The sequence below is a fragment of the Brucella sp. TWI559 genome (assembly GCF_039674265.1).
Classification (GTDB): domain Bacteria; phylum Pseudomonadota; class Alphaproteobacteria; order Rhizobiales; family Rhizobiaceae; genus Brucella; species Brucella chromiisoli.
In genome coordinates this window covers 117,369-138,967 of record NZ_JBDJNE010000007.1, presented here as the reverse complement: position 1 = coordinate 138,967, position 21,599 = coordinate 117,369, and the positions used below count along the sequence as shown (strand labels likewise).

The following is a 21,599-nucleotide window of genomic DNA, read 5'->3' as shown; positions in this document are numbered from 1 at the left end:
TCTATGGGTATTTTTGCCCGAATCCCCCTATATGTGGTGAGAACAAATAGGGAAAGTTTGTGAATCAACGATTCGTCGCCGATTCGTTCCGGCTTTGAGCCGAAGGTTAATGAAAATGGCCTTTTGCGCGGTAAAAATTTAACCAGCTATCAGGAATAATTGATAATTCATGAATCTGCGGCTTTTCAGTCTTTCCTTATGGGACGGCTCGAAGGACAAAGGTTAATAAGATTGGCCGTTTGTTCCCACACCGGCGCAAATCTTAATGCCGGTGATTCATCATCTGGGTTCTTTCGATAGATAGTCCACTAGATGTTGTCGTGAACAAAAGGTGAATGGGCTCCTGTGATCGATTCGTCGCCGATTCGTTCCAGAGTCGTTCTATTTGTTAAAATGAGTATTTATTAACGACCACAGAGCCTAAAACACAGATTGAAACTTAACAGGAGCGCTTTCGGCTCAAGTGATATAGTGCTATCGCATGTCCAACGTATGGCCTTTGTTCCGGGAATTCTATTATTGGCATGAACCAACTCCCTGCCCATGATCTGCCGCTGAGTGTGAGTGGCCGCGATGTCACTGCAGTGCTGGGGCCGACCAATACCGGCAAGACGCATCTGGCGATCGAACGGATGTTGTCGCATGGTCGTGGTATGATTGGTCTTCCGCTGCGATTGCTGGCGCGCGAGGTTTACAATCGTGTGGCTGAGCGCGTGGGTGTTGCCAATGTCTCGCTGATCACCGGCGAGGAAAAAATCACGCCGCCCGGCTCGCGCTATTCCGTGTGCACCGTTGAAGCCATGCCGCGCCGCACGGATATGCCCTTTGTGGCGATTGATGAAGTGCAGCTTGCCGGTGATCTTGAGCGCGGACATATTTTTACGGACCGCATTCTGCATCTGCGTGGGCGACAGGAAACGCTGCTTTTGGGCGCCGGGACCATGCGCGCCATTCTGGAAAAGCTTCTGCCGGGCATCACTGTTGTGACGCGTCCGCGCTTGTCTCAGCTTTCTTATGCGGGTTCCAAGAAGATTATCCGACTGCCGAACCGCTCAGCAATTGTCGCCTTTTCGGCGGATGAGGTTTACGCCATTGCCGAGCTGATCCGTCGCCAGCGTGGTGGTGCAGCGGTTGTAATGGGCGCGCTGAGCCCTCGCACGCGCAACGCACAGGTCGAGCTTTATCAGTCAGGTGATGTGGATTTTCTGGTGGCAACGGATGCCATCGGCATGGGACTCAATCTTGATGTCGATCATGTGGCTTTCGCACAGAACCGTAAATTTGACGGTTATCAGTTTCGTGATCTGACGCCTGCGGAGGTTGGCCAGATCGCCGGTCGTGCGGGTCGCCATTTGCGCGATGGTACATTTGGCGTCACCGGGCAGGTTCAGCCCCTGGACGATGAACTGGTGGAGCGGGTTGAAGCGCATGCGTTCGATCCGGTGAAAGTGTTGCAATGGCGAACAAGTCGCTTTGATTTTTCATCGCTGAACGCTTTACGCCATTCTCTGGAAACGCCAACGCCGATTGAAGGTCTTACCAAGGCACTGCCTGCTGTTGATCAGCAGGCGCTTGAAAATTTGTCGAAAGATGAAGACATTGTGCGGCTTGCAACGATGCCTGCGCGGATCGAACTTTTGTGGGATACCTGTGCGCTTCCCGATTATCGTAAGATTGCGCCGGCACAACATGCCGATATCATAGCAACCATTTATCAGGATCTGGTCCGCCGAGGGAGCGTTGATGAAGATTATATGAGCGAACAGGTGCGCCGCGCCGACAATACAGAGGGGGAAATCGACACTCTGTCTCATCGCGTGGCGCAAATCCGTACCTGGACTTTTGTGTCGCACAGGCCGGGATGGCTTGCCGATCCGACACACTGGCAGGAAAAGACGCGCGAAATTGAGGACAGACTGTCCGATGCGCTGCATGAAAGGTTGACGAAACGCTTTGTAGACCGCAGGACAAGCGTGCTTATGAGGCGCCTGAGAGAGAATGCCATGCTAGAAGCAGAAATCAGCCCGGCCGGTGACGTAATTGTCGAGGGCCACAATGTTGGGCAACTAGAAGGATTCCGGTTCACTGCCGACGTTCAGGCCGAGGGGCCGGACGCGAAGGCTGTGAGAACGGCTGCACAAAAGGCGCTTGCCGCCGAGTTCGAACGCCGTGCCGAGCGGTTTTCCGCAGCGCCGAATGGCGACTTTGCGCTCGGTTCGGATGGCGTGTTGCGCTGGATCGGTGCACCGGTCGCAACGCTGGTTGCAGCCGATCATGTGTTGAAACCGCGCACGATCATTTTTGCCGACGAACAATTGACCGGACCGGCACGCGACAAGGTTGCGGCCCGTATTGAGCGTTTTGTTGCGCATCACATCGAAACGGTTCTCAAGCCGTTGACCGATCTTAACGCTGCCGATGCCCTGACCGGTATGACACGCGGTCTGGCTTTCCAGATCGTTGAAGGCCTTGGCAGTCTTCAGCGCCGCGATGTTGCTGAGGAAGTCCGCGGACTTGATCAGGATTCGCGTGCAGCACTGCGTCGTCTGGGTGTGCGCTTCGGTGCTTATCATGTTTTCATGCCCATGCTGTTAAAGCCTGCTCCGGCTGGCCTGATCACGCTGCTTTGGGCATTGAAGAATGATGGCCGCGAACGCGCCGGTTATGGCGATGTGGTCAATGTGCTGGCCGCAGGCCGCACATCGGTGGTTGTTGATCCGGCTTTCGATCCAATGTTCTATCGTCTGGGTGGGTATCGCGTGCTCGGTCGTCGTGCCGTGCGCATTGATATTCTGGAACGCCTTGCCGATCTCATTCGTCCGGCACTGGCCTGGCGTCCGGGTTCGGGCACACGTCCCGATGGCGCTTATGATGGCGGACGCTTCATTGTTACCCCTGCCATGATGTCTATTCTGGGCGCCACGGTTGAGGATATGGAAGAGATCCTGAAAAGCCTTGGTTATCGCCATGAGGCTGTTGATGCGGCTGATGTGAGCGCAAAGCTTGCCGAGCTTGATGCCTTTGCTGCTAAGGCACAGGCACAGGCTGAGGCGGTTGTCGAAGATACTGTCTTTAAGCCAGCGGTACCTGCTGCCACCGTAAGCGAAGCCAAGCCTGTTGTTCCGGCAGCCGAGCCGGTTCCTGCTCCAGTTGTCTCTGTTGAGGCCGCAGCGGAGGAAAAGCCCGCAACCGAAGCAACCGACGCGCCAGCAGAAGAGGCCAAGCCTGTTCTGCTCTGGCGTCAGGGGCGCTTTGAAGGACGTAATCGCACGCAGGATCAGAATCGTCAGCGCCAGAATCGCTCGCAGCAGGGTGGTGAAGCTGGTGAAGCCGCGGCTGCGCGTGAAAACCGTGGCGGTGGCAAGCGTTTTGATAAGAACCGTCGTAATAATGATGGTGAAAATCAGGATCGTGGCCAGAACAAGCGCGAAAGCTTCAAGGGCAAACCGCGTGATGGTGGCAACCGCGATCAGCGTCAGCCTAAGCGGGACCATGCTAATCATCAGGGCAACAAGCGCGTTGAGCAAGAACGTCCGGTGCGTGTTGATCCTGATTCGCCTTTTGCCAAGCTTCTTGCTCTTAAGGAGCAATTGAAGAAGTAAGATGGCGACTGAGGCGATTGCAAGACAGCGTATTGACAAGTGGCTGTTCTTTGCACGCGTGGTTAAATCAAGATCGCTGGCGGCGAAACTCGCCGTCGGCGGCAAAGTCAGGGTCAATCGTGACAAGATTGATCAGGCCGCTTATCCGGTGAAGATCGGCGATGTTCTGACCATAACCCTTGATCGGCAAATTCTCGTCTATAAGGTGCTTGCACCCGGTCACAGGCGCGGGCCAGCCCCTGAAGCACAACTTCTATATCAGGACATGACGCCCAAACCTGCCCCGCAATCTGACAGCGTTGGAGCGATGCAGCCACATCGTGAGAGCGGTGCCGGGCGTCCAACAAAGAAAGAACGGCGCGAAACGGATCGTCTGCGCGGAAATTAAACCGGACGCGATGCCGCAGGATAGCCATCGGGTGCGACAGAAATTGCGCGTTAAAGCTTTACGTTAAAAGCTCTTTTCGACTTTTGCACCATAATTGGAATGTCATTTCCGATGTTCGTGACATATTGTTATTGCGTCGTTTCGGCCCTTGTCATGGACCGATAAAATCGTTACCTCACGCTTGGCAATCGCAAGCACATGAACTGGCATGCATGCCACACGCCAAAACACCCCGTGGGATAGTCTATGGAGTGAACGGAGCGGAACCATTCAGGTGCCCGATCTGAATGTTCAAACAGCCGGTTCTGAATAGATAAGCTTACTCTTCATCAAGGGAGAGGCAACAGGAGTTGGACAATGACTTATGTCGTGACCGATAATTGCATTCGCTGCAAATATACGGACTGCGTCGAGGTTTGTCCGGTCGACTGTTTCTATGAAGGCGAGAATATGCTCGTCATCAATCCCGATGAGTGTATCGATTGCGGCGTTTGCGAGCCGGAATGTCCGGCGGAAGCCATCAGCCCGGATACCGAACCGGGCCTCGACAAATGGCTTGAGCTGAATGCCGAATATGCAGCGAAATGGCCAAACCTGACTGCGAAAAAAGATGAGCTTCCAGAAGCCAAGGAAATGGATGGCGTTTCGGGCAAGCTCGAACAGTTCTTTTCGCCTGAGCCGGGTTCCGGTGATTAGACCGGCTTTGTGTGCCCAATAGGGTGCATGGCGCTCTAAACAGGTTCGAAAGGCTTGACGCTTTTTTCGGATTGGTTGAGCGCAAGAGCAATCCGTCAGATTGGCACTTTTGCTGTCGTAGTTTCGTGTATTGCTGAGTTGTTGAAGCTGATTTTATGCATGTCGAAAATGGCCGGAATCCTCTTTTTTGGCCATTTGTTGATTCTTGCGTAAAATTGTGTTAACCTGTGCCAATAATTTCGGTGACTGGACGTCAAATCGTGGCGCAAATGCGTTAATCTCTGAAAGGGCTATATTTTTTTACTGGGCTTTATGGCACCGGGACGGATTATTGCGGTTTCAGCACACGTTCCCCACCAGAGCTTCCCGGTAAATCAATTTGTGCCTGGGAAGCGCTTTCAGTTCAAGACCGTAATGGCTTCCGCACCTCTCCCAAGGGGGTGTGGTCGAAATCATGTGTTAACCGGCGTGTAGTGCCGGGCACAACAGGGAGTATTAGAGCGTATGACATCCCAGCAGAAAAAAACTCCGGCCCGCCAGGGATTTAAGACCGGCGAGTCCATTGTTTACCCGGCTCATGGTGTTGGTCAGATCGTAGCGATCGAAGACCAGGAAGTTGCCGGCCATAAGCTTGAGCTTTTTGTTATCGACTTTGAAAAAGACAAGATGCGCCTCAAGGTGCCGGTCGCCAAGGCTGTCAGCATTGGTATGCGCAAGCTGTCCGAGACCGATTATGTCGAACGTGCCCTGAAAGTCGTGCAGGGTCGTGCACGCGTAAAGCGCACCATGTGGTCGCGCCGCGCGCAGGAATATGATGCAAAGATCAATTCCGGCGATCTGATTATGATTTCTGAAGTTGTTCGTGATCTGCATCGTGCTGACAATCAGCCGGAGCAGTCCTATTCCGAGCGTCAGCTTTACGAAGCAGCGCTGGATCGCATGGCGCGCGAAATCGCTGCCGTGAACAAGCTTTCCGATACGGAAGCAGTTCGCCTTATCGAAGCAAATCTTGCCAAGAGCCCGAAACGCACCAAGGCTGATGCCGAAGGTGAAGTGGACGGTGATGAAGTCGAAGCAGCGTAATAACGCCTGCATTCTTTTCTAAAGAGCCCCGCTGATGTGGGGCTTTTTATTTTTCTGCATAGAGCACCGTGCGCCTCGCGTCTTCCAAAAATAATTCTTATTTTCGGACTGATGAGAGGGGGGTGGATACTTGCCCAAGCGGCTTGTCTCTCTATTTTCATAGAATGTCAGATATTTATAGCACTTCGGATGGAACCGGAGGGTTCTTCTTGCGTTATTATCAAACCAGCTCTGAGCGGGTTTGTTTTGTGGCGTAGCAATCTGGCCTCAGAGCAGGTCTGTAAAAGACGTTTTGAACGAACGAAAAATGTTTGCTTAATCCCTTTTTAGGGCTGGTATCGTTTCCGTTTCGGGTTTCAGACTTCTCTGGAACATCGCAGCCAGAACAGGAGAGCCAGATGAAGCAGTCATCCATGAGCAGTTCCTCCATCGTTCCGCCAACTCGTTTGCCGATTCCGGCGTGCGGTCTTCAAGCGCCTGCTGCGTCCTCGCAGTCGATGATCCGCAATGCGATGTCAGCGCCTTATCTTGAACGAGAAGAAGAACGCGACCTCGCCATCCGCTGGAAAGATAACAAGGATCAGGAAGCACTTCATCGCATCACGGCCTCGCATATGCGACTGGTGATTTCGATGGCCGGACGGTTTCGTAAGTTCAAGCTTCCGATGAGCGATCTGATTCAGGAGGGCTATGTTGGATTGCTTGAAGCGGCTGCGCGCTTTGATCCTGAGCGCGAAGTTCGTTTTTCCACCTATGCATCATGGTGGATAAGGGCGTCCATGCAGGATTATATCCTGCGCAACTGGTCTATCGTGCGCGGTGGGACGAGTTCGGCTCAGAAGTCGCTGTTCTTCAATCTGCGTCGCCTGCGTTCGAAGCTTGCGCAGGAAGATGAGACCATGAGCAAGGCAGAAATTTACCGCCAGATCTCGACGCAGCTTGGCGTATCAGCGAGTGATGTCGAAGTCATGGACAGCAGACTTTCAGGGTCTGATAGTTCGCTTTCGGCGTCAATCGGTAATGATGAATCGGGCACCTCCACCCGTATGGATTTTCTTGTCGATGACCATCCCTTGCAGGATGAGGTCGTTGAAAGCACGATTGATATGGAACGCCGTGTGGGTTGGTTGCGCACCGCGCTTCATGCGCTTAACGAGCGTGAATTGCACATCATCCGACAACGGCGTCTGGGCGATGATGGCGTGACACTTGAAGCACTCGGCGAAAAATTGGGAATCTCAAAAGAGCGTGTTCGGCAGATTGAAAGCCGCGCCATGGAAAAGCTTAAGCTGGCGCTGCTTGATCAGCATGAAATGGCAGCCTATCAGGCATAGACTTTTTACGGATGTCTTTATCCCAAAACCGGGTCCCACTTTGGGGAGACATACGCTAATCGCGGCTGCCTTCAAGGCGCGATGACCAGTCTTCGACCTTGCGGTTTTCCAGACGGCGGATGGCATAGCGCTTCCAGCCGTCGGCAAGGTGCGCAAGGTTGGCCATCCGTGCAAGTTCGTCATAATTAAGCATATCGACGTAGAGAAGATGCCAAACCCGGTGCAACGTCCATTCTGGGGAAAGGCGTTCGACACGCGTTATCGTGTCGTCAGCGCTGACCACACCTTCTTCCAAAACCCGATAATACCAGCCGGTGCGTCCGGTTTTTTGCACGCGGGTTGCCATGTCCGGTACATCGAAGCGCGCATTGAGTTTCCAGCAGGGCTGCCTGCCCTGTGACACCTCAACCAAAGCTGTTCCCAAGCGAAAACGGTCGCCGATAGCAACATTATGTTCGGTCAGTCCGGTGGTTGAGATGTTCTCTCCAAAAGCGCCGGGCGCATCAAAACAGGGATGGTCGCCAATATCCTCGCGCCAGAGGGCATAATGATCGTGCGGATAATGGTGAATGGCCTTTTCGGGACCGCCGTGGACTTTTCTGTCGCCTTGCTCGTCGCATTCGAGGCCTTCGCGCAGCAAGCGAACAGGCCCCGATATAGGCTTCTTATCGATCCCGCTCGGTGCGGCACGCGGTCCTAGTGGGGCGATCTGGCCTGCCAGCAATGATTCAAGCATGACTTCCATTGACTTACTCGCTTATGATTTTGACGCGATCGCCCACAGATACAGTTGCGCCCGCAGGCATGGCGTTGAGCAGGCGGAACAGTTCAAGCTTGCGGGTTGTTCCCTGCATGCGTGCTGAAAGGCTGGCCATTGTATCCCCCGGCTTCACAGTCACCACGCGAATGCGCAAAGGTTTGATGGCTTGTTGCTCGGCTGCCGAAAGCAGGCGGAAGGATTGTGTTACGCTTTGCGATGCAGGCATGAGTGCATTGCTGCCCTTTGGCGCTGCTGTCAGAAAGCGATAGACCTTGTTGTTGGCACCGATCACCACAATGTCGAATTGCCAGCGATCGGCACTCGCGCGCGCGGTTGCCGCAGGCAGGCCGTTGATCGTGATGGCGCGGATTGAGCTTTCATCTAGGCCCGTCACCCAGCCCGATTTGATATAATCGGTAAGGCTGGAGCCTGCAGGCAGCGATGCGCCGTCAAAGCGGATTGCCACTTCGCCCGGTCCACTGGCCATGACGGCATTGGCCGAATTGTCAATGGTGAAGCCGGCCGGCGCGGTAAAGGTTACGCCGAGCTTTGGATGGATGAAGGTCTGTTCGCGCACATAGCCTTCATTGGGCGAATCGCCATAGAGCAGGCCATCAATGCCGTTGAGGAAGGAATCGCGATCCGTTGTGCCAACGCCCGGCGCGCCAATGCGGCGCGCGTGTCCGAGCGCCAGCTGAATGCGTTGTGGCGTTGCAGGGTGGCTTGCGAGAAAGTCGAGGCTCGCATCGGTGGCACCAGAGACAGACCGGAAATCTGTGTAAGCTTCCATCGATTGCAGGAAGCGTGCGGAAGCGAACGGGTCATACCCCGCTTCACCGATCATTTTGATGCCGATGGCGTCGGCTTGCAGTTCCTGATTGCGCGAGAACTGCGCAAGGCGGAGTTTGCCGCGAATGGTTGCTTCACGACTTGCATTTTCATTGTGCAGAACTTCTGTGGCGACCCGCCCGGCAATTGCTGTTTCTGCCTCTTTCTCCTGACGAAGAATACCGTGATTGGCGACCACGTGGCCCATTTCATGGGCGATAACGGCTGCGACTTCGGATGAGTCGTTGGCAAGCGCCAGCAAACCGCGTGTTACATAAAGAAACCCGCCCGGCAAAGCGAAGGCATTGATGTTGGGGCTGTCGAGGATTGTGATGCGATAGGTCTGATCCGGCTTGTCGGAAACCGTTGTGAGATTGCCGACGATCTTGGCGACCATGCGCTCCAGCTTCGGGTCTTTATACTCGCCGCCATAAGTGGCGAGGATGCGCGGATGCTGCTGCGCGCCGATTTGCGCCAGCCGGTCGTTGCGCGTGACGTTTTCAACGGTGACCGGATTGGACGATGGCTGAAGGCCGAGATCCTTGCTCGAATTGAACGACTGGCAGCCCGAAATCAAGGCAATCGCCAGCAAGCCAAGACCAATGGCTGGTTTCCGCCAATTGCGCTGTGTCCGTTCTGGCAGGGGGACTGGAAGGCACAGGGAGGCCCGGGCACGGGTCTGTTGACGGATCAGTATTTTATCCTCGCAATGAATGGGCGTCGATGTCGTGGCATAAATTTAGCCGCTCACTGAATTGCCTACAAGAAGCTGATCAGTGTTCAAAGCGTTCTTTAAGCCGATTGCGAACAAAATATGTCCACTGCCGTAACTCTATTTGAGCTTTGGCGTCTGTGCACCGATATAGTGCTTCAAAGCTTCGGGTCCAGATGGCGAGAGTAATTCATGGGCAGGCCCTTGTGCGGAAATCCGGCCATTGTCGAGAAACAGCAACAAAGCATTGAGATAGAGTGCGTCTTCTGGCGTATGTGTAACCATCAGCACCGTCATTTTGTTTTCTTCATGCAATGCACGCACAAGATCAAGCATCTGATGGCGTAGTGCGGGTCCAAGGGAAGCAAAGGCTTCGTCCAGCAACAATACCGGTCTTGCGCGCACCAGAGCGCGTGCGATAGCCACCCGCTGACGTTCGCCACCCGAAAGCGCTTCGGGTTTGCGGGTCTCTTTGCCTTTAAGTCCCACGCGTTCCAATGCAGTTGCGATTGCGTCCCGATCCTGTTGGTTCAGCTTCAGATTGGGAGAACGGCCAAGCCCGACATTCTGCTCGACGCTTAGATGTGCGAAAAGATTATTCTCCTGAAAGACCATTGAAACGGGCCGGGATGCAGGCGGCAGATCGGTAACATCAAGATCGCCGATCAAAATCTGCCCGATTTCAGGTTTTTCAAATCCTGCAATCAGATTGAGCAGTGTGGACTTTCCCGAGCCGCTGGGGCCGACAATGGCCGCAATTACGCCGCCCGGTATGGTCGCGTCGAAATGCATTTTGGTTTCGCCATAGCTGAAATATAGATCGCGAAGCCTGATGTCGGCTTTGACATTCATAGAAGCGGCGTTTCCTTTCGCGAGGCAGCACGATCTGCAATCATCATCAGGCCAAGACATAAGATTCCGAGGATCAATGCAAGGCCTGCTGCGTCGAATGTGCGGTAGCTGCCCATACGCTGGAACAGAAGATAAGGCAGCGTTAACAATGCATCGCTGCCGAAAAGTGCGATGGTGCCGAGATCGCCCAGCGAAAGCGCCATGGCAAAGGCAAAGGCCATTCCGAAGGGTTTTTGAATGGATGGCCAGTCGATCAGTTTCAGCCGGTTGAAGCCTGTGATGCCAAGCTGTGCACAGAGCCTGTTGTGGCGCGCAGCCGCTGTGTCCCATGAAGGTCGCAGCAGGCGCACGGCAAACGGCATGGCCATCGCGGCATTGACTGTTATCACCATCAACGGAGCCATCAGGAAGGGATCTGTGAAATGGCGCAGCAAAATGAACCAGCCCGCACCCAGAACGATGGGCGGCATGACCAGAATGAGGCTTGCGCCTGTGTCAAAAAGCCCGGCAAGGCGCACGCTCTTTGTGGCCTCGCGTGCGATGACCAGGGAGAGGGAGAGGATGACAGAGAGGAGGGCTGCTGAAAATCCAAGTGCCAGACTGGTGCTGATTGCTCGCCAGACGGTCTTCTCCCTCAAAAGCCCGACCAGATCGGCGGCAAGACCTGAAATGACGATGCCGATGACGGGAAGCGCGACATAGAGGAAGCCAATCGCAATGGCTGTGATATTGAAAAAGCGTTCTGGCACGGAGGGCTTCGCATAGCGTCTCGCGTTACGTGTAAGCGTAAAGCCTTCTTCCGATGGGCGTCCGGTCATGCGCAGGGCCAGCAAAATGAGAAGTGTCAGTGCAAGCTGTGCGAAGGTGAGAGCAACCGCGCGCGCCGGATCGAAATCGAAATGCAGGCTTTGGTAAATTGCAACTTCCAGCGTTGTGGCGCGTGGGCCGCCGCCAAGGGTGAGAACCGTTGTGAAGCTTGTGACGCAGAGCATGAAGATCAGACCGAACATGCCGGGCAGATTGCGCCGAATGACGGGCCATTCAATCAGGCGAAAGCGCGACGGGCTTCCCATGCCAAGTTGTGCTGAAAGCTTCCAGTAATCGGCGGGTATTGAGTCATAAGTCGCGAGAATGAGTCTGACAGCCAGCGGCATATTGAAAAACACATGCGCGATCAAAATGCCGGTGATGCCGTAAATATCGGGTGAGAGCGGATAGCTGCTTGCTTGCGAAAGCTGCGCAATAAAGCCGTTGCGCCCGTAAATGCTGGTGATGCCCAGCACCGTCACAAGGGCAGGCAAGGCGAGTGGCAGCGCGAAAAGGCGCAGGATCAGGCTTCGACCCGGAAAGTTTGATTCTGCATAAAGCGCCCGCGCTACCGGAATGGCAAACAGCACTGACAGCAGAGCCGATGCCGCAGCTTGCGTGAGTGTGAAACGGGCGACGCGCAGCAGATAACTGTCGAAATAGACATCCGTATCAAAGCCGCTGGCTTCTAATGCCAGCGCAAGAAGCGAACCACCGACCAGCACTGCAAGAAAGCCAAGCGCCAGCATGCCAGCGAGTTGTTTTATCGCAGGCATGGTGTGAGCAGCGCTGGTTCTGGTCGGTGCTTTGATCATTTGCTTGAAGCGTCAAGCCATTCATCGACCCATGCCTTGCGGTTCTTTGCAACCGCGTCGGCTGGGATCAGAAGGGTCTTTTCAGGCTTCGGCAATGTGTCGAAAGCCGGTGCAAGCGGCTGCGAAGTCTTGCCTGCCGGATACATCCAGTTGGTTTCGGGAATCACATCCTGAAAGCCGGGGCCGGTCATGAACGCGAGAAATTTTTGTGCAAGCGGGTTTTTGGCGCCTGTTGTTGTCTGGGCAGCAAGTTCGATCTGAAGGTAATTGCCTTCAGGATATGCCAGTGCCTTATAGCGCTCGGTTTTCTCGGCAATCATGTGATAGGCAGGGGAGGTGGTGTAAGAGAGCACCATTGGTGCTTCACCTTTGGTGAACAGGCCATAGGCTTCCGACCAGCCCGGCGTCACTGTGAGAATGCGCTTCTGCAGCTTTTCCCATGCTTCGGCTGCCTGATCGCCATAGACCGATTTGATCCAGAGCAGAATGCCAAGGCCCGGTGTCGATGTGCGCGGGTCCTGAATGACGATTTTTTGCGACGGATCGCCTTCGACCAGCTCTTTGAGGCTTTTCGGCGGATTGGGCAGCTTCTCGGAATCATAGACAACGGCGAAATAGCCATAGTCATAAGGCACGAAAACATCGTCTTTGAAGTCGCCCGGCACTTTGACATTGGAAAGATCAATGCCGCTCGGCGCGAAATAGCCGGTGGCGCGCGCTTCGGTCGTCAGGTTCGTGTCGAGGCCAAGGACGATGTCTGCTTTGGTATTGCCGCCCTCAAGCTTGAGGCGATTGAGCAGGGCGACGCCATCAGCCGATGCAACCCATTCGAGCGTGCAATCGCATTCTTTCTCGAAGTTTTCCTTGACCTTTGGGCCGGGACCCCACTCGGAAACAAAGCTGTCATAGGTGTAGATGGTCAGCTTGTCTTTGGCGTGGGCAACATGCGCAAAGGCAAAAGCTGCGCTCAGCGACAGGGTAAGCAGAGATAAAAGCCGCATAACGGCATTCCTTTCTTTTATTCGAAAAGATTGAGCGCCGCTTGGGAAATCGGTCAGCATCTAATCCCTCCGCCGGTACAAACCGGATCAGGTTCAGCGGGTTAGCCGGTGTGCGGCTTCTCAGCCATTCTAAGAACGAATGGCACCCCGTTAGAGCACGGCAACAATAGATGTTTGCTTCAGGAAGGGCAAGGGTTCGCAATGCGGGCTTTCAGCTAGAATTTCCGCATGTTATGAGCGGTTTATGAGCACATTTGTCATTTTACTTGGCGGCGATCTCGTTGTCACGGATCGTCTGAAAAATCAGATTGCGGGAGCGCGCGTTCTTGCCGCCGACAGTGGCATACGCCATGCAGCGGAGCTGGGTGTTGAACCTGAGCTGTGGCTGGGGGACTTTGATTCCGCTTCTGAGGCGTTGAAAGAGCAGTATGCGCATATTCCGCAGAAGAGTTTTCCACGTGCCAAAGATATGACTGATGGCGAGCTTGCACTTTCGGAAGCTTTTGCGCGCGGCGCTGAGAAGGTCATTTTATGTGGGGCATTTGGTGGCCCGCGCACGGATCACACCTTGCTGCATCTTACGATGGCAACGGCGCAGGCCGCAGAGGGGCGGGATATTCTGCTTTCAAGCGGGGTCGAGGAAGCCTGGCCGGTTGTTAGGGGAGACTATGTTTATGATTTTCCCGATGGCACGTCTTTCAGCGTCGTGAATTTCTGCAAAGTCGAAGGACTTTCAATCACAAATGCAGAGTGGCCGTTAGACAACGTGACCCTTCCTTTTGGTTCTTCATGGACGGTTTCCAATATTGTGCGTGGAACTCTTTGCGTTTCCGTGCGTTCAGGACTTGCGATACTTGTAGCCAACTTGAATGAGGGGGCTGATCTTTACTATGGCTGCTAACCTTACCAATTGAAACCGCTTGACGCTGACGAGCGAAACGTATTGTAAATAGCCTCAGCGGGAATTGTCCGCCTTGCGCCGAAATTGGGGACGCAAAGTCGGTGTTGGTGTAACTCTATTAGGAGATTGTTTCATGAAGTCACGTCTTACCATGATTGCAATCGTCGGTGCGCTTGCGTTCTCAACGGCAGCATGCACGACGAATGAACAGCGTACTGCCGGCTATGGTGTTGGTGGTGCAGCTCTTGGTGCACTTGCTGGCGGTGCTATCGGCGGCAATGGCCGTGGTGCTCTGGCTGGCGCTGCGATCGGTGGCGTTGCCGGTACGCTTCTTGGTGCAGCACAGACCCGTAATGGTGTTCAGTACTGCCGTTACCGCGACAATTACGGTCGCGTTTACGAAGCACCTTGTAACTAAGCTGACCGTTTAGCGGTTTCGAATTCAAAAGCAGGCCGGGTTAACCCGGCCTGTTTGCTTTTTTGGCCTTATCATTTGACAGAATGCGTTTTGTCCCCGACAAGCAGGGCAGAAATTTCAACGGCATTTTTCAAAGAGAACCATGGCACCTCCGCTTCTTCGCCTCGATCAGATCAAGCTTACCTTTGGCGGCACGCCGCTTTTGGAAGATGCAGCCCTTTCGGTGAGTGACGGTGACCGCATCGCGCTGGTCGGACGCAATGGTTCCGGCAAATCCACCCTGCTTAAAATTGCCGCTTCTATGGTCGAAGCAACCTCCGGCGAAATTTACAAGCATCCGGGTGCCACCATCCGCTATCTGCCGCAGGTGCCCGATCTTGAAGGCTTTGCCAATGTCCGCGCTTATGTGGAAGCAGGTCTTGGACCAACAGACGATCCGCACCGCGTGACCTATCTGCTGGAACATCTGGGCTTGACTGGCGAGGAAAAGCCCGATCATCTTTCTGGCGGGGAAGCGCGTCGCGCAGCCCTTGCCCGCGTGATTGCTCCGCAGCCGGATGTGCTGCTGCTTGACGAGCCGACCAACCATCTCGACCTGACGACCATTGAATGGCTCGAAGATGAGCTGCGCCAGATTCGCTCAGCCATTGTTCTGATTTCGCACGACCGCCGCTTTCTGGAAAATGTCAGCCGCTCGACAGTCTGGCTTGATCGCGGCATCACCCGCCGTATCGATCAGGGCTTTGGGCATTTTGAGGAATGGCGGGACAAGGTTCTTGAAGAAGAAGAGCGTGACCATCACAAGCTTGGGCGTCAGATTGCGCGCGAGGAACATTGGCTGCGCTATGGCGTGACCGCACGCCGCAAGCGCAATATGCGCCGCCTCGGTGAGCTGCATTCCATGCGCGCCGATTTCCGCGATCATCGCAAGGCGCAGGGTACAGCTGTTCTGACGGCCAGTGATTCCAAGGAATCGGGCAAGCTGGTGATTGAAGCGAAGAAGCTTAACAAGGCGTATGGCGAGCGTGTTCTCGTTCATGATTTCTCGATCCGTGTGCAGCGCGGTGATCGTATTGGTCTTGTCGGACCCAATGGGGCTGGCAAGACGACGCTTTTGTCGATGCTGACCGGCAAACTCGCACCCGATTCAGGCACGTTGCGTCTTGGCGTTAATCTGGAAATGGCTGAGCTTGATCAGAAGCGCGAAAGTCTGAACCTTGATGATACGCTCGCGCATTATCTCACTGATGGGCGCGGTGAAAACCTCGTGGTCAACGGCGAACAGCGTCATGTCGTTTCTTATATGAAAGACTTCCTGTTCCAGCCCGAACAGGCGCGGACGCCAATCCGCGAACTGTCCGGCGGTGAGCGGGCACGCCTGATGCTGGCGCGCGTTCTGGCGCGGCCTGCCAATCTTTTGATCCTCGACGAGCCGACCAACGATCTCGACATGGAAACGCTTGATCTGTTGCAGGAGCTGGTTTCCGGTTTTCCGGGGACCGTCATTCTTGTCAGCCACGACCGCGATTTCCTTGATCGCACTGTGACGTCTGTGATCGCGCCGGAAGGTGATGGCAACTGGCTCGAATATGCCGGTGGCTATGCCGATATGATGGCGCAGCGTAAGGAACAAGCGCTGGCACGACGCAACGTCAAAACGGCGACCGCTGGCACTGATAACAAGGGTAGTGAAGCGCCGCAGGCCAAGCGTGATGAAAAGCGTAAGCTTTCCTATAAGCAGAAATTCGCGCTCGAAACCTTACCCGGCAAAATGGATGCGCTTGCGAAGGAAATCAGCGTGCTGGAAGGCAAGCTTGCCGATCCGCAGCTTTATGCCAAAGACCCGACACTGTTTGCGAAAACGGCCGATCTTCTTGAAAAGAAGCGCAACGAAAACGCAGCCATGGAAGAAGAATGGCTGGAGCTGGAGATGTTGCGCGAGGAAATCGAGGGATAATTATTATCCCTCGAAAACTCTCTAAGCGCTCGCTTTGTCGAGCAGGGCAATCGCATCAGCATCCAGCTTGATCTGTGCGGCATCGAGCAGCTCATTAAGCTGGGTGAGGCGCGTGGCGCTGGCAATCGGGGCTGTGACGGAGGGGCGTGCAATCAGCCAGGCAATGGCGATTTGTGCTGGTGTGGCGTCATTGGCACAGGCTACCTGATCAAGTGCTGCAATAATCCGCGACCCGCGATCTGTCAGGTATTTTTCAACCGTTTGACCGCGCGCACTTTGACCAAGATCATCTTTTGAGCGGTATTTGCCCGTCAGAAAGCCGGAAGCCAGCGAATAATAATTGATCACGCCCAGATCATTGTCGCGGCAGATCGCTTCAAGACCATCTTCAAAAACGGCTCGGTCATAGAGATTGTAAAGCGGCTGCAGGGTTTCATAACGCGGCAGGCCATGCTGCTTTGCAACATCAAGCGATTCTGTCAGGCGTTCCGATGTCAGGTTGGATGCGCCGATTGCGCGCACTTTACCTGCCTTGATCAGCTCCTGATAGGTGCCAAGAACATCTGCAAACGGTGTCTCCGGATCATCCCAGTGTGACTGGTAGAGATCGATATAATCGGTCTGCAGCCGCTTGAGGGAGGCATCGACGGCTTTGCGAATATAGTTTGGTGAAAGGCCTTTTTCATTCGGCCCCATTTCGGAGCCAACTTTGGTGGCGATCACAACCTTGTGGCGCAGGCCGCGGGATTTCAGCCAGTTGCCGATAATGGTTTCGGATTCACCACCGGCATTGCCCGGCGCCCATGCGGAATAGACATCCGCAGTGTCGATAAAACTAAATCCTGCATCGACAAAACGGTCGAGAAGCGAAAAGGATGTTCCTTCATCGACCGTCCAGCCAAATACATTGCCGCCAAAACAAAGCGGCGAAACCTCGAGTTCAGTACGTCCGAGTTTTCTAAACTCCATGGACCCTATCCCCTTCCTGTATGTACGAATTCCGAAGAATTCGCAGGGCTTCGATTTCAGGAAGAAGAGCGGGTCAGGCGCATTGCGCCCTCAGTGTCAGCCCATGCCAAGTGCATCCATATAAAGCTGGAGCATGGCTTCTTCTTCCTGACGTTCATGGTCTTCTTTTTTACGCAGACGAATAATGGTCCTTACGACCTTGCTGTCAAACCCCGAACCCTTCAATTCCGCGTAAACTTCCTTGATATCGTCGGCGATGGTCTTTTTTTCTTCTTCAAGGCGCTCAATGCGCTCGATGAAGGCACGCAACTGGCCAACGGCAATCGTCTGGGCTTCGCTGGTAATATCGTCGCTCACGGGGGTCTCCAATTCAGCTCGATGATCAATGAGGGGCAACAGTGTTTCGTTACAGCAACAAAACACATGCCGAAAGTCGGACATGGTTTTCCTGCGAGTCGCAGGCGAAATTAAGGGGCTGTGGGGTCATAAAACCCTGTTTTATTGCCTTCCGGCTGTGGATAACGGGCAAAGCCTCAATCAATCGGTCCAGATCGGGAGCCGAAATGCCGGATTTCATGGATTTCCGGCATTGTGTTGATTTTCGCCAGCATTGGCGAAAGCCGATCCGCCCATTCAATGGCTCCAGCTTTATCAGCGATCAAATCCTGCCGCACCTCAATGAGCACATGCGCATAGCCACGCGCCGTCGCATGGCGATACATGGCATCGTTCTTGAGTGCGCCGTCATAGGGTTCGTTGTCGCCGACGATGAGGCCCGGCTCATCACGCAGCATGGAAAGAAGCGGTATCACTGCCCGCGGGTCAGAATCCCATAAAAGTCCTATATGCCATGGGCGATCCTTTCCACGCCAGTTGGGCGTAAAAGAATGGATCGAAACGATGAAGGGCGCTTTGCTGCTCTCAGTCGCGACACGCGCACTCATGGATGCAACGGCATCGTGATAGGGACGATAGAAACGGTCAAGGCGGATTTCGCGTTCTTCGGGCGACATTGGGTAATTGCCGGAAATCACCGCGCCATCCGACAATTGCATGATGAGTGTGGGATCGTCTTCGCCGCGATTGGGATCGATCAGCAGACGCGAAAAGCCTCCCATGACCGCTGGTGCATCAAGCTTTGCAGCCAATTGATGTGTCAGCTCCTCAACGCCGATATCATAGGCAATGTGGCGTTCGAACTCGTTTTTTGCGAGGCCGAGACTACCATATTCAACAGGCAAGTCGCGGCGGGCGTGGTCGGCTGTCAGAAGAAGACCGAGGCTGAGATTGCCGTCAACTTGATGGAAGGGTGAGAAGGACGGATCACATGACATGGGAGAGGCTTCTTGAATGGGATTTCTGTCATACATCGCAAGTCGTTTCAGCTCTGTCATGAGAAAGTCGCGATTGCAACGATCATTCTTAATTGAAAAGCGAAGCAGTTTTCAGAATGCGGCAAAGCTACGAATCTAATCGTTTAAATCGTGCTGAAATCGCATGCAGTTTGATTGGAAATGCTGTAACTGGTTGGTTCTCTCCGGGATTGCGTTGACATCAAAGGCGAAACTGCCGAAAAGAGAGCGACCGAAAGAGGATATCCTTGCGTGAGACAAAAGCGATTGCGGGCTGAAGGAGTTCGGCGAATGCGACTTCCATTGTTTTTGGGTTTATTTTCCAGTGTGCTTGTTGGTGCTCTGGGTATGACTTCTCTGGAAGCGCGGGCCGATTTTCGAGTGTGTAACTCAACTCAAAACCTTGTTGGTGTTGCGATTGGCTATCGGGCCAAATCCGGCTGGGTGACTGAGGGCTGGTGGCATATTGACGGCTCAACCTGCAAGACGTTGCTCGAAGGGCCTTTGTCTTCACGCTATTATTATCTTTACGCTGAGGACTCTCAAAGCGGCGGTCGCTGGGAAGGCAAAGTGAATATGTGCGTTGCGGAAAAGGAATTCCGCATTACGGGCGTTCAGGATTGTTTTGCTCGCGGTTTTCAGCGCAACGGCTTCCAGGAATACGATACCGGGGAACAGTCGAGCTGGATGGTACAGCTCACGGATGAAACACCGTTAGAAAACTCTACAGTTACAGGAACGAATAACCCATGAAGCGCAACCGCAAGGTCAAGATTCTCGCCACACTCGGCCCGGCGTCTGGCGAAGAAGCCGTTATCCGTCAGCTTTTTGAAGCTGGTGCAGACGTCTTTCGTATCAATATGAGTCATGCCGATCATGACACGATGCGCACACTCGTAAAGCGTATTCGAAATGTCGAAAAAGAACTTGGCCGTCCTATCGGAATTCTGGCGGATCTGCAGGGGCCAAAGCTGCGCGTTGGCAAGTTCAAGAACACAAAGGTCACGCTTGTCGCAGGTCAGACCTTCACGCTCGATGACAATCAAGAGCCGGGTGATGAAACCCGTGTGTATCTCCCGCATCCGGAAATTCTGGAAGCGGTGGAGCCGGGCCATCGTCTTCTCATCGATGACGGCAAGCTGGAACTGATTGCCGAAGCCTGTGATGGCAAGTCTATTCGCTGTAAAGTGGTTGCCGGAACTAGCATTTCCGACCGTAAGGGCGTCAGCCTTCCAGACACCACGCTGGGTGTCGGCGCGCTGACCGAGAAGGATTACAAGGATTTTGAGGCCGTTCTCAAGGAAGAAATCGACTGGGTTGCCCTGTCGTTTATTCAGCGCCCTGAAGATTTGATCGAAGCCCGCAAATTCTCTGGCGGCAAAGTCAGTCTCATGTCGAAGATCGAAAAGCCGCAGGCTGTGACCCGTCTTGATGAGATTATTGAGCTTTCTGACGCGATCATGGTTGCCCGTGGCGATCTGGGCGTTGAAATGCCGCTGGAAAGTGTGCCGGGCATTCAGAAGCAGATGATCCGCAAAGCCCGCCGCGCCGGTAAGCCGGTTGTGGTTGCAACGCAGATGCTTGAATCGATGATCACCGCACCGGTGCCAACCCGTGCCGAAGTGTCAGACGTTGCAACGGCTGTGTTTGAAGGTGCGGATGCCGTCATGCTTTCGGCAGAATCAGCTTCCGGTCAGTATCCGGTTGAAGCTGTGGCGACGATGAACCGTATCGCGGAAAAAGTTGAGCGTGAGCCGACTTATCCGGGTATTCTGGACGCACAGCGTGCAATTCCAGAGCCAACGGGTGCAGATGCGATTTCGCTTGCTGCACGCCAGATTGCTGAAACGCTGAATCTGTCGGCAATCGTCACCTATACGGCTTCCGGCACCACTGGTCTTCGTGCCGCGCGTGAGCGCCCACGTACCCCGATTATCGCGCTTTCGCCGGTGGTTGATACTGCGCGTCGTCTTTCGGTCGTCTGGGGTCTGCATTGCGTTGTGACCGAAGATGCGCATGATTTGGAAGATATGGTTGATCACGCGTGTCAGGTCGCTTTCAAGGAAGAGTTCGGCAAGGCTGGTGATCGTTTGATCATCACCGCAGGCGTGCCATTTGGAACGCCAGGCGCAACCAATCTCCTGCGCATTGCCTATATTGGCGCTGACGGTCAATCGACAGATTAAACCGGCGGCCTTCGGTTTCCGGTGGCCTGCAAATGGCGTGGTTTTTCGTTTCCGGTGCTCACGTACTTTAAGTACGCTGCGCGCCGGGTCTCAAACCTCACCATTTTCGCCGCACCATAATCCCGAATCCCACCCAGTTTTGGGTGAGCCTTATAGATACGAAAAAACGCGCTTCTTTCGGAGCGCGTTTTTGTTTGGTCGATTGTCAGAGAATCAGGTGCGGGTGTCGCTAAGTTCTTCTGTCAGATCGAGGAAATTCTTCTGCGCATCACGCATCATCGGATTAACCTCAAGCGCCTTCTCATAGGCCTTTAGAGCCTGCTCCTTGAGGCCGCGAGCGCGCAGAATATCGGCCATGCCGGTCAAGGCGCCATAATGGCGTGGCTCAAGCTCCAGTGTGCGATTGATGTCATACATCGCATGCGCATAGTCATTGCGCAGATAATAGACCGTCGCACGACGGTTCCATGCTTCTGCATAGTCCGGGTTGATCGCGATGGCTTCATTCAGGAAATCAAGCGCTGATGTATAGCGCTTTTCGAGCATGGCGTTGCTCGCCCACTGCAGCAAAAGATCGACCGTTGCGCTGCCGGATTGCTGCCAGATCTGATTGATTTGAATAGTGAGGCGACGGGCTTTGGTCTCATCGGATGTGCGCTTGAGTTCGGCAAACAGCTTGTTGAGGCGCTCTTCCGGCGTTTGGTCGGCTTGATTTTGTTCTTTGGGAGCGGGCTTCTGGTCGCCGTCTGTGCCGATTTGCACCGGCGTTATCGGTGCTGTCGGTGAGGGATTTGTTTCGGCATAAGCCAAAGACGCACTTAACATTGCGGTAAGTGCGATTGCTATCGAGAGCGAAGATGTGTTCAGATATGCAAAAACGTTCCGCATGCGTATAACTTTCATTATACGCGGCGGAACGTCAAATGCAAAATCAGAAA

The 21,599-nt window shown here is 54.1% G+C and carries 19 protein-coding genes and 1 riboswitch; of the genes, 10 read left to right on the top strand and 9 right to left on the bottom strand.

Features of this window, described 5'->3' with window-relative positions; all coding sequences use genetic code 11:
* Positions 1-524: 524 nt before the first annotated feature.
* The 5 genes from ABE530_RS11145 to ABE530_RS11125 all read left to right on the top strand — a co-directional run bounded on the left by ABE530_RS11145 (position 525) and on the right by ABE530_RS11125 (position 7,103).
* A complete protein-coding gene (locus ABE530_RS11145; RefSeq protein WP_499694547.1) occupies positions 525-3,602 on the top strand; it encodes a helicase-related protein in 3,078 nt (1,025 codons plus the stop codon).
* Position 3,603: 1 nt separating this feature from the next.
* On the top strand, positions 3,604-3,990 hold the full coding sequence (locus ABE530_RS11140; protein WP_499694546.1) for an RNA-binding S4 domain-containing protein: 387 nt from the start codon (positions 3,604-3,606) through the stop codon (positions 3,988-3,990).
* A 357-nt stretch (positions 3,991-4,347) separates the two neighbouring features.
* The gene (fdxA, locus tag ABE530_RS11135) at positions 4,348-4,686 is read left to right on the top strand and encodes a ferredoxin FdxA (RefSeq protein ID WP_265984851.1); all 339 of its coding nucleotides are present in this window, start codon (positions 4,348-4,350) and stop codon (positions 4,684-4,686) included.
* Between the two features lie 504 nt (positions 4,687-5,190).
* Positions 5,191-5,769, top strand: coding sequence for a CarD family transcriptional regulator (locus tag ABE530_RS11130; RefSeq protein WP_265984850.1), 579 nt, complete (start codon positions 5,191-5,193; stop codon positions 5,767-5,769).
* 398 nt (positions 5,770-6,167) lie between these two features.
* Positions 6,168-7,103 (top strand): RNA polymerase factor sigma-32, encoded by a 936-nt coding sequence (locus ABE530_RS11125; protein ID WP_265984849.1) that lies wholly within the window; start codon positions 6,168-6,170, stop codon positions 7,101-7,103.
* Positions 7,104-7,158: 55 nt separating this feature from the next.
* On the opposite strand, the gene ABE530_RS11120 is transcribed toward ABE530_RS11125, so the two are convergent.
* From ABE530_RS11120 to thiB, 5 genes are all read right to left on the bottom strand, one after another.
* Entirely contained in the window at positions 7,159-7,848 is a 690-nt protein-coding gene (locus ABE530_RS11120; RefSeq protein WP_265984848.1) for an MOSC domain-containing protein, read from the bottom strand.
* A 4-nt stretch (positions 7,849-7,852) separates the two neighbouring features.
* Positions 7,853-9,334: a cell division protease CdlP gene (cdlP, locus tag ABE530_RS11115; protein WP_499694587.1), complete on the bottom strand. Its 1,482-nt coding sequence runs from the start codon at positions 9,332-9,334 to the stop codon at positions 7,853-7,855.
* A 189-nt stretch (positions 9,335-9,523) separates the two neighbouring features.
* Positions 9,524-10,255, bottom strand: a complete 732-nt coding sequence (gene thiQ / locus ABE530_RS11110; RefSeq protein ID WP_499694545.1) for a thiamine ABC transporter ATP-binding protein — start codon at positions 10,253-10,255, stop codon at positions 9,524-9,526.
* Positions 10,252-11,877 (bottom strand): thiamine/thiamine pyrophosphate ABC transporter permease ThiP, encoded by a 1,626-nt coding sequence (gene thiP / locus ABE530_RS11105; protein ID WP_499694544.1) that lies wholly within the window; start codon positions 11,875-11,877, stop codon positions 10,252-10,254. The genes thiQ and thiP overlap by 4 nt, the downstream gene beginning before the upstream one ends.
* A complete protein-coding gene (thiB, locus tag ABE530_RS11100; RefSeq protein WP_499694543.1) occupies positions 11,874-12,878 on the bottom strand; it encodes a thiamine ABC transporter substrate binding subunit in 1,005 nt (334 codons plus the stop codon). Before thiB ends, thiP begins: the two co-directional genes overlap by 4 nt.
* Positions 12,879-12,925: 47 nt before the next feature.
* A riboswitch (TPP riboswitch) is annotated at positions 12,926-13,038 on the bottom strand.
* A gap of 84 nt (positions 13,039-13,122) precedes the next feature.
* Here thiB and ABE530_RS11095 point away from each other — a divergent pair.
* The 3 genes from ABE530_RS11095 (at position 13,123) to ABE530_RS11085 (ending at position 16,154) form a co-directional block, all read left to right on the top strand.
* On the top strand, positions 13,123-13,779 hold the full coding sequence (locus ABE530_RS11095) for a thiamine diphosphokinase (RefSeq protein ID WP_499694542.1): 657 nt from the start codon (positions 13,123-13,125) through the stop codon (positions 13,777-13,779).
* Between the two features lie 133 nt (positions 13,780-13,912).
* Complete coding sequence (locus tag ABE530_RS11090) at positions 13,913-14,197, top strand: YMGG-like glycine zipper-containing protein (protein WP_265984843.1); 285 nt, start codon at positions 13,913-13,915, stop codon at positions 14,195-14,197.
* Between the two features lie 142 nt (positions 14,198-14,339).
* Positions 14,340-16,154 carry an ABC-F family ATP-binding cassette domain-containing protein gene (locus tag ABE530_RS11085; protein WP_499694541.1) on the top strand — a complete coding sequence of 605 codons (1,815 nt, stop codon included), beginning with the start codon at positions 14,340-14,342 and terminating at the stop codon, positions 16,152-16,154.
* Between the two features lie 21 nt (positions 16,155-16,175).
* Here the strand turns inward: ABE530_RS11085 and ABE530_RS11080 are convergent, their stop codons facing one another.
* The 3 genes from ABE530_RS11080 to ABE530_RS11070 form a co-directional block, all read right to left on the bottom strand.
* The gene (locus tag ABE530_RS11080) at positions 16,176-17,123 is read right to left on the bottom strand and encodes an aldo/keto reductase (protein ID WP_499694540.1); all 948 of its coding nucleotides are present in this window, start codon (positions 17,121-17,123) and stop codon (positions 16,176-16,178) included.
* Between the two features lie 96 nt (positions 17,124-17,219).
* The gene (locus ABE530_RS11075; protein ID WP_061348000.1) at positions 17,220-17,480 is read right to left on the bottom strand and encodes a DUF2312 domain-containing protein; all 261 of its coding nucleotides are present in this window, start codon (positions 17,478-17,480) and stop codon (positions 17,220-17,222) included.
* Positions 17,481-17,656: 176 nt separating this feature from the next.
* On the bottom strand, positions 17,657-18,457 hold the full coding sequence (locus tag ABE530_RS11070; RefSeq protein ID WP_499694586.1) for an N-formylglutamate amidohydrolase: 801 nt from the start codon (positions 18,455-18,457) through the stop codon (positions 17,657-17,659).
* Between the two features lie 309 nt (positions 18,458-18,766).
* On the opposite strand from ABE530_RS11070, the gene ABE530_RS11065 reads away from it, so the two are divergent.
* Positions 18,767-19,228, top strand: coding sequence for a DUF1036 domain-containing protein (locus ABE530_RS11065; RefSeq protein WP_265984839.1), 462 nt, complete (start codon positions 18,767-18,769; stop codon positions 19,226-19,228).
* Positions 19,225-20,661: a pyruvate kinase gene (pyk, locus tag ABE530_RS11060; RefSeq protein WP_265984838.1), complete on the top strand. Its 1,437-nt coding sequence runs from the start codon at positions 19,225-19,227 to the stop codon at positions 20,659-20,661. The genes ABE530_RS11065 and pyk overlap by 4 nt, the downstream gene beginning before the upstream one ends.
* Positions 20,662-20,874: 213 nt before the next feature.
* On the opposite strand, the gene ABE530_RS11055 is transcribed toward pyk, so the two are convergent.
* Positions 20,875-21,567 carry a tetratricopeptide repeat protein gene (locus ABE530_RS11055; protein ID WP_499694585.1) on the bottom strand — a complete coding sequence of 231 codons (693 nt, stop codon included), beginning with the start codon at positions 21,565-21,567 and terminating at the stop codon, positions 20,875-20,877.
* Positions 21,568-21,599 lie beyond the last annotated feature (32 nt).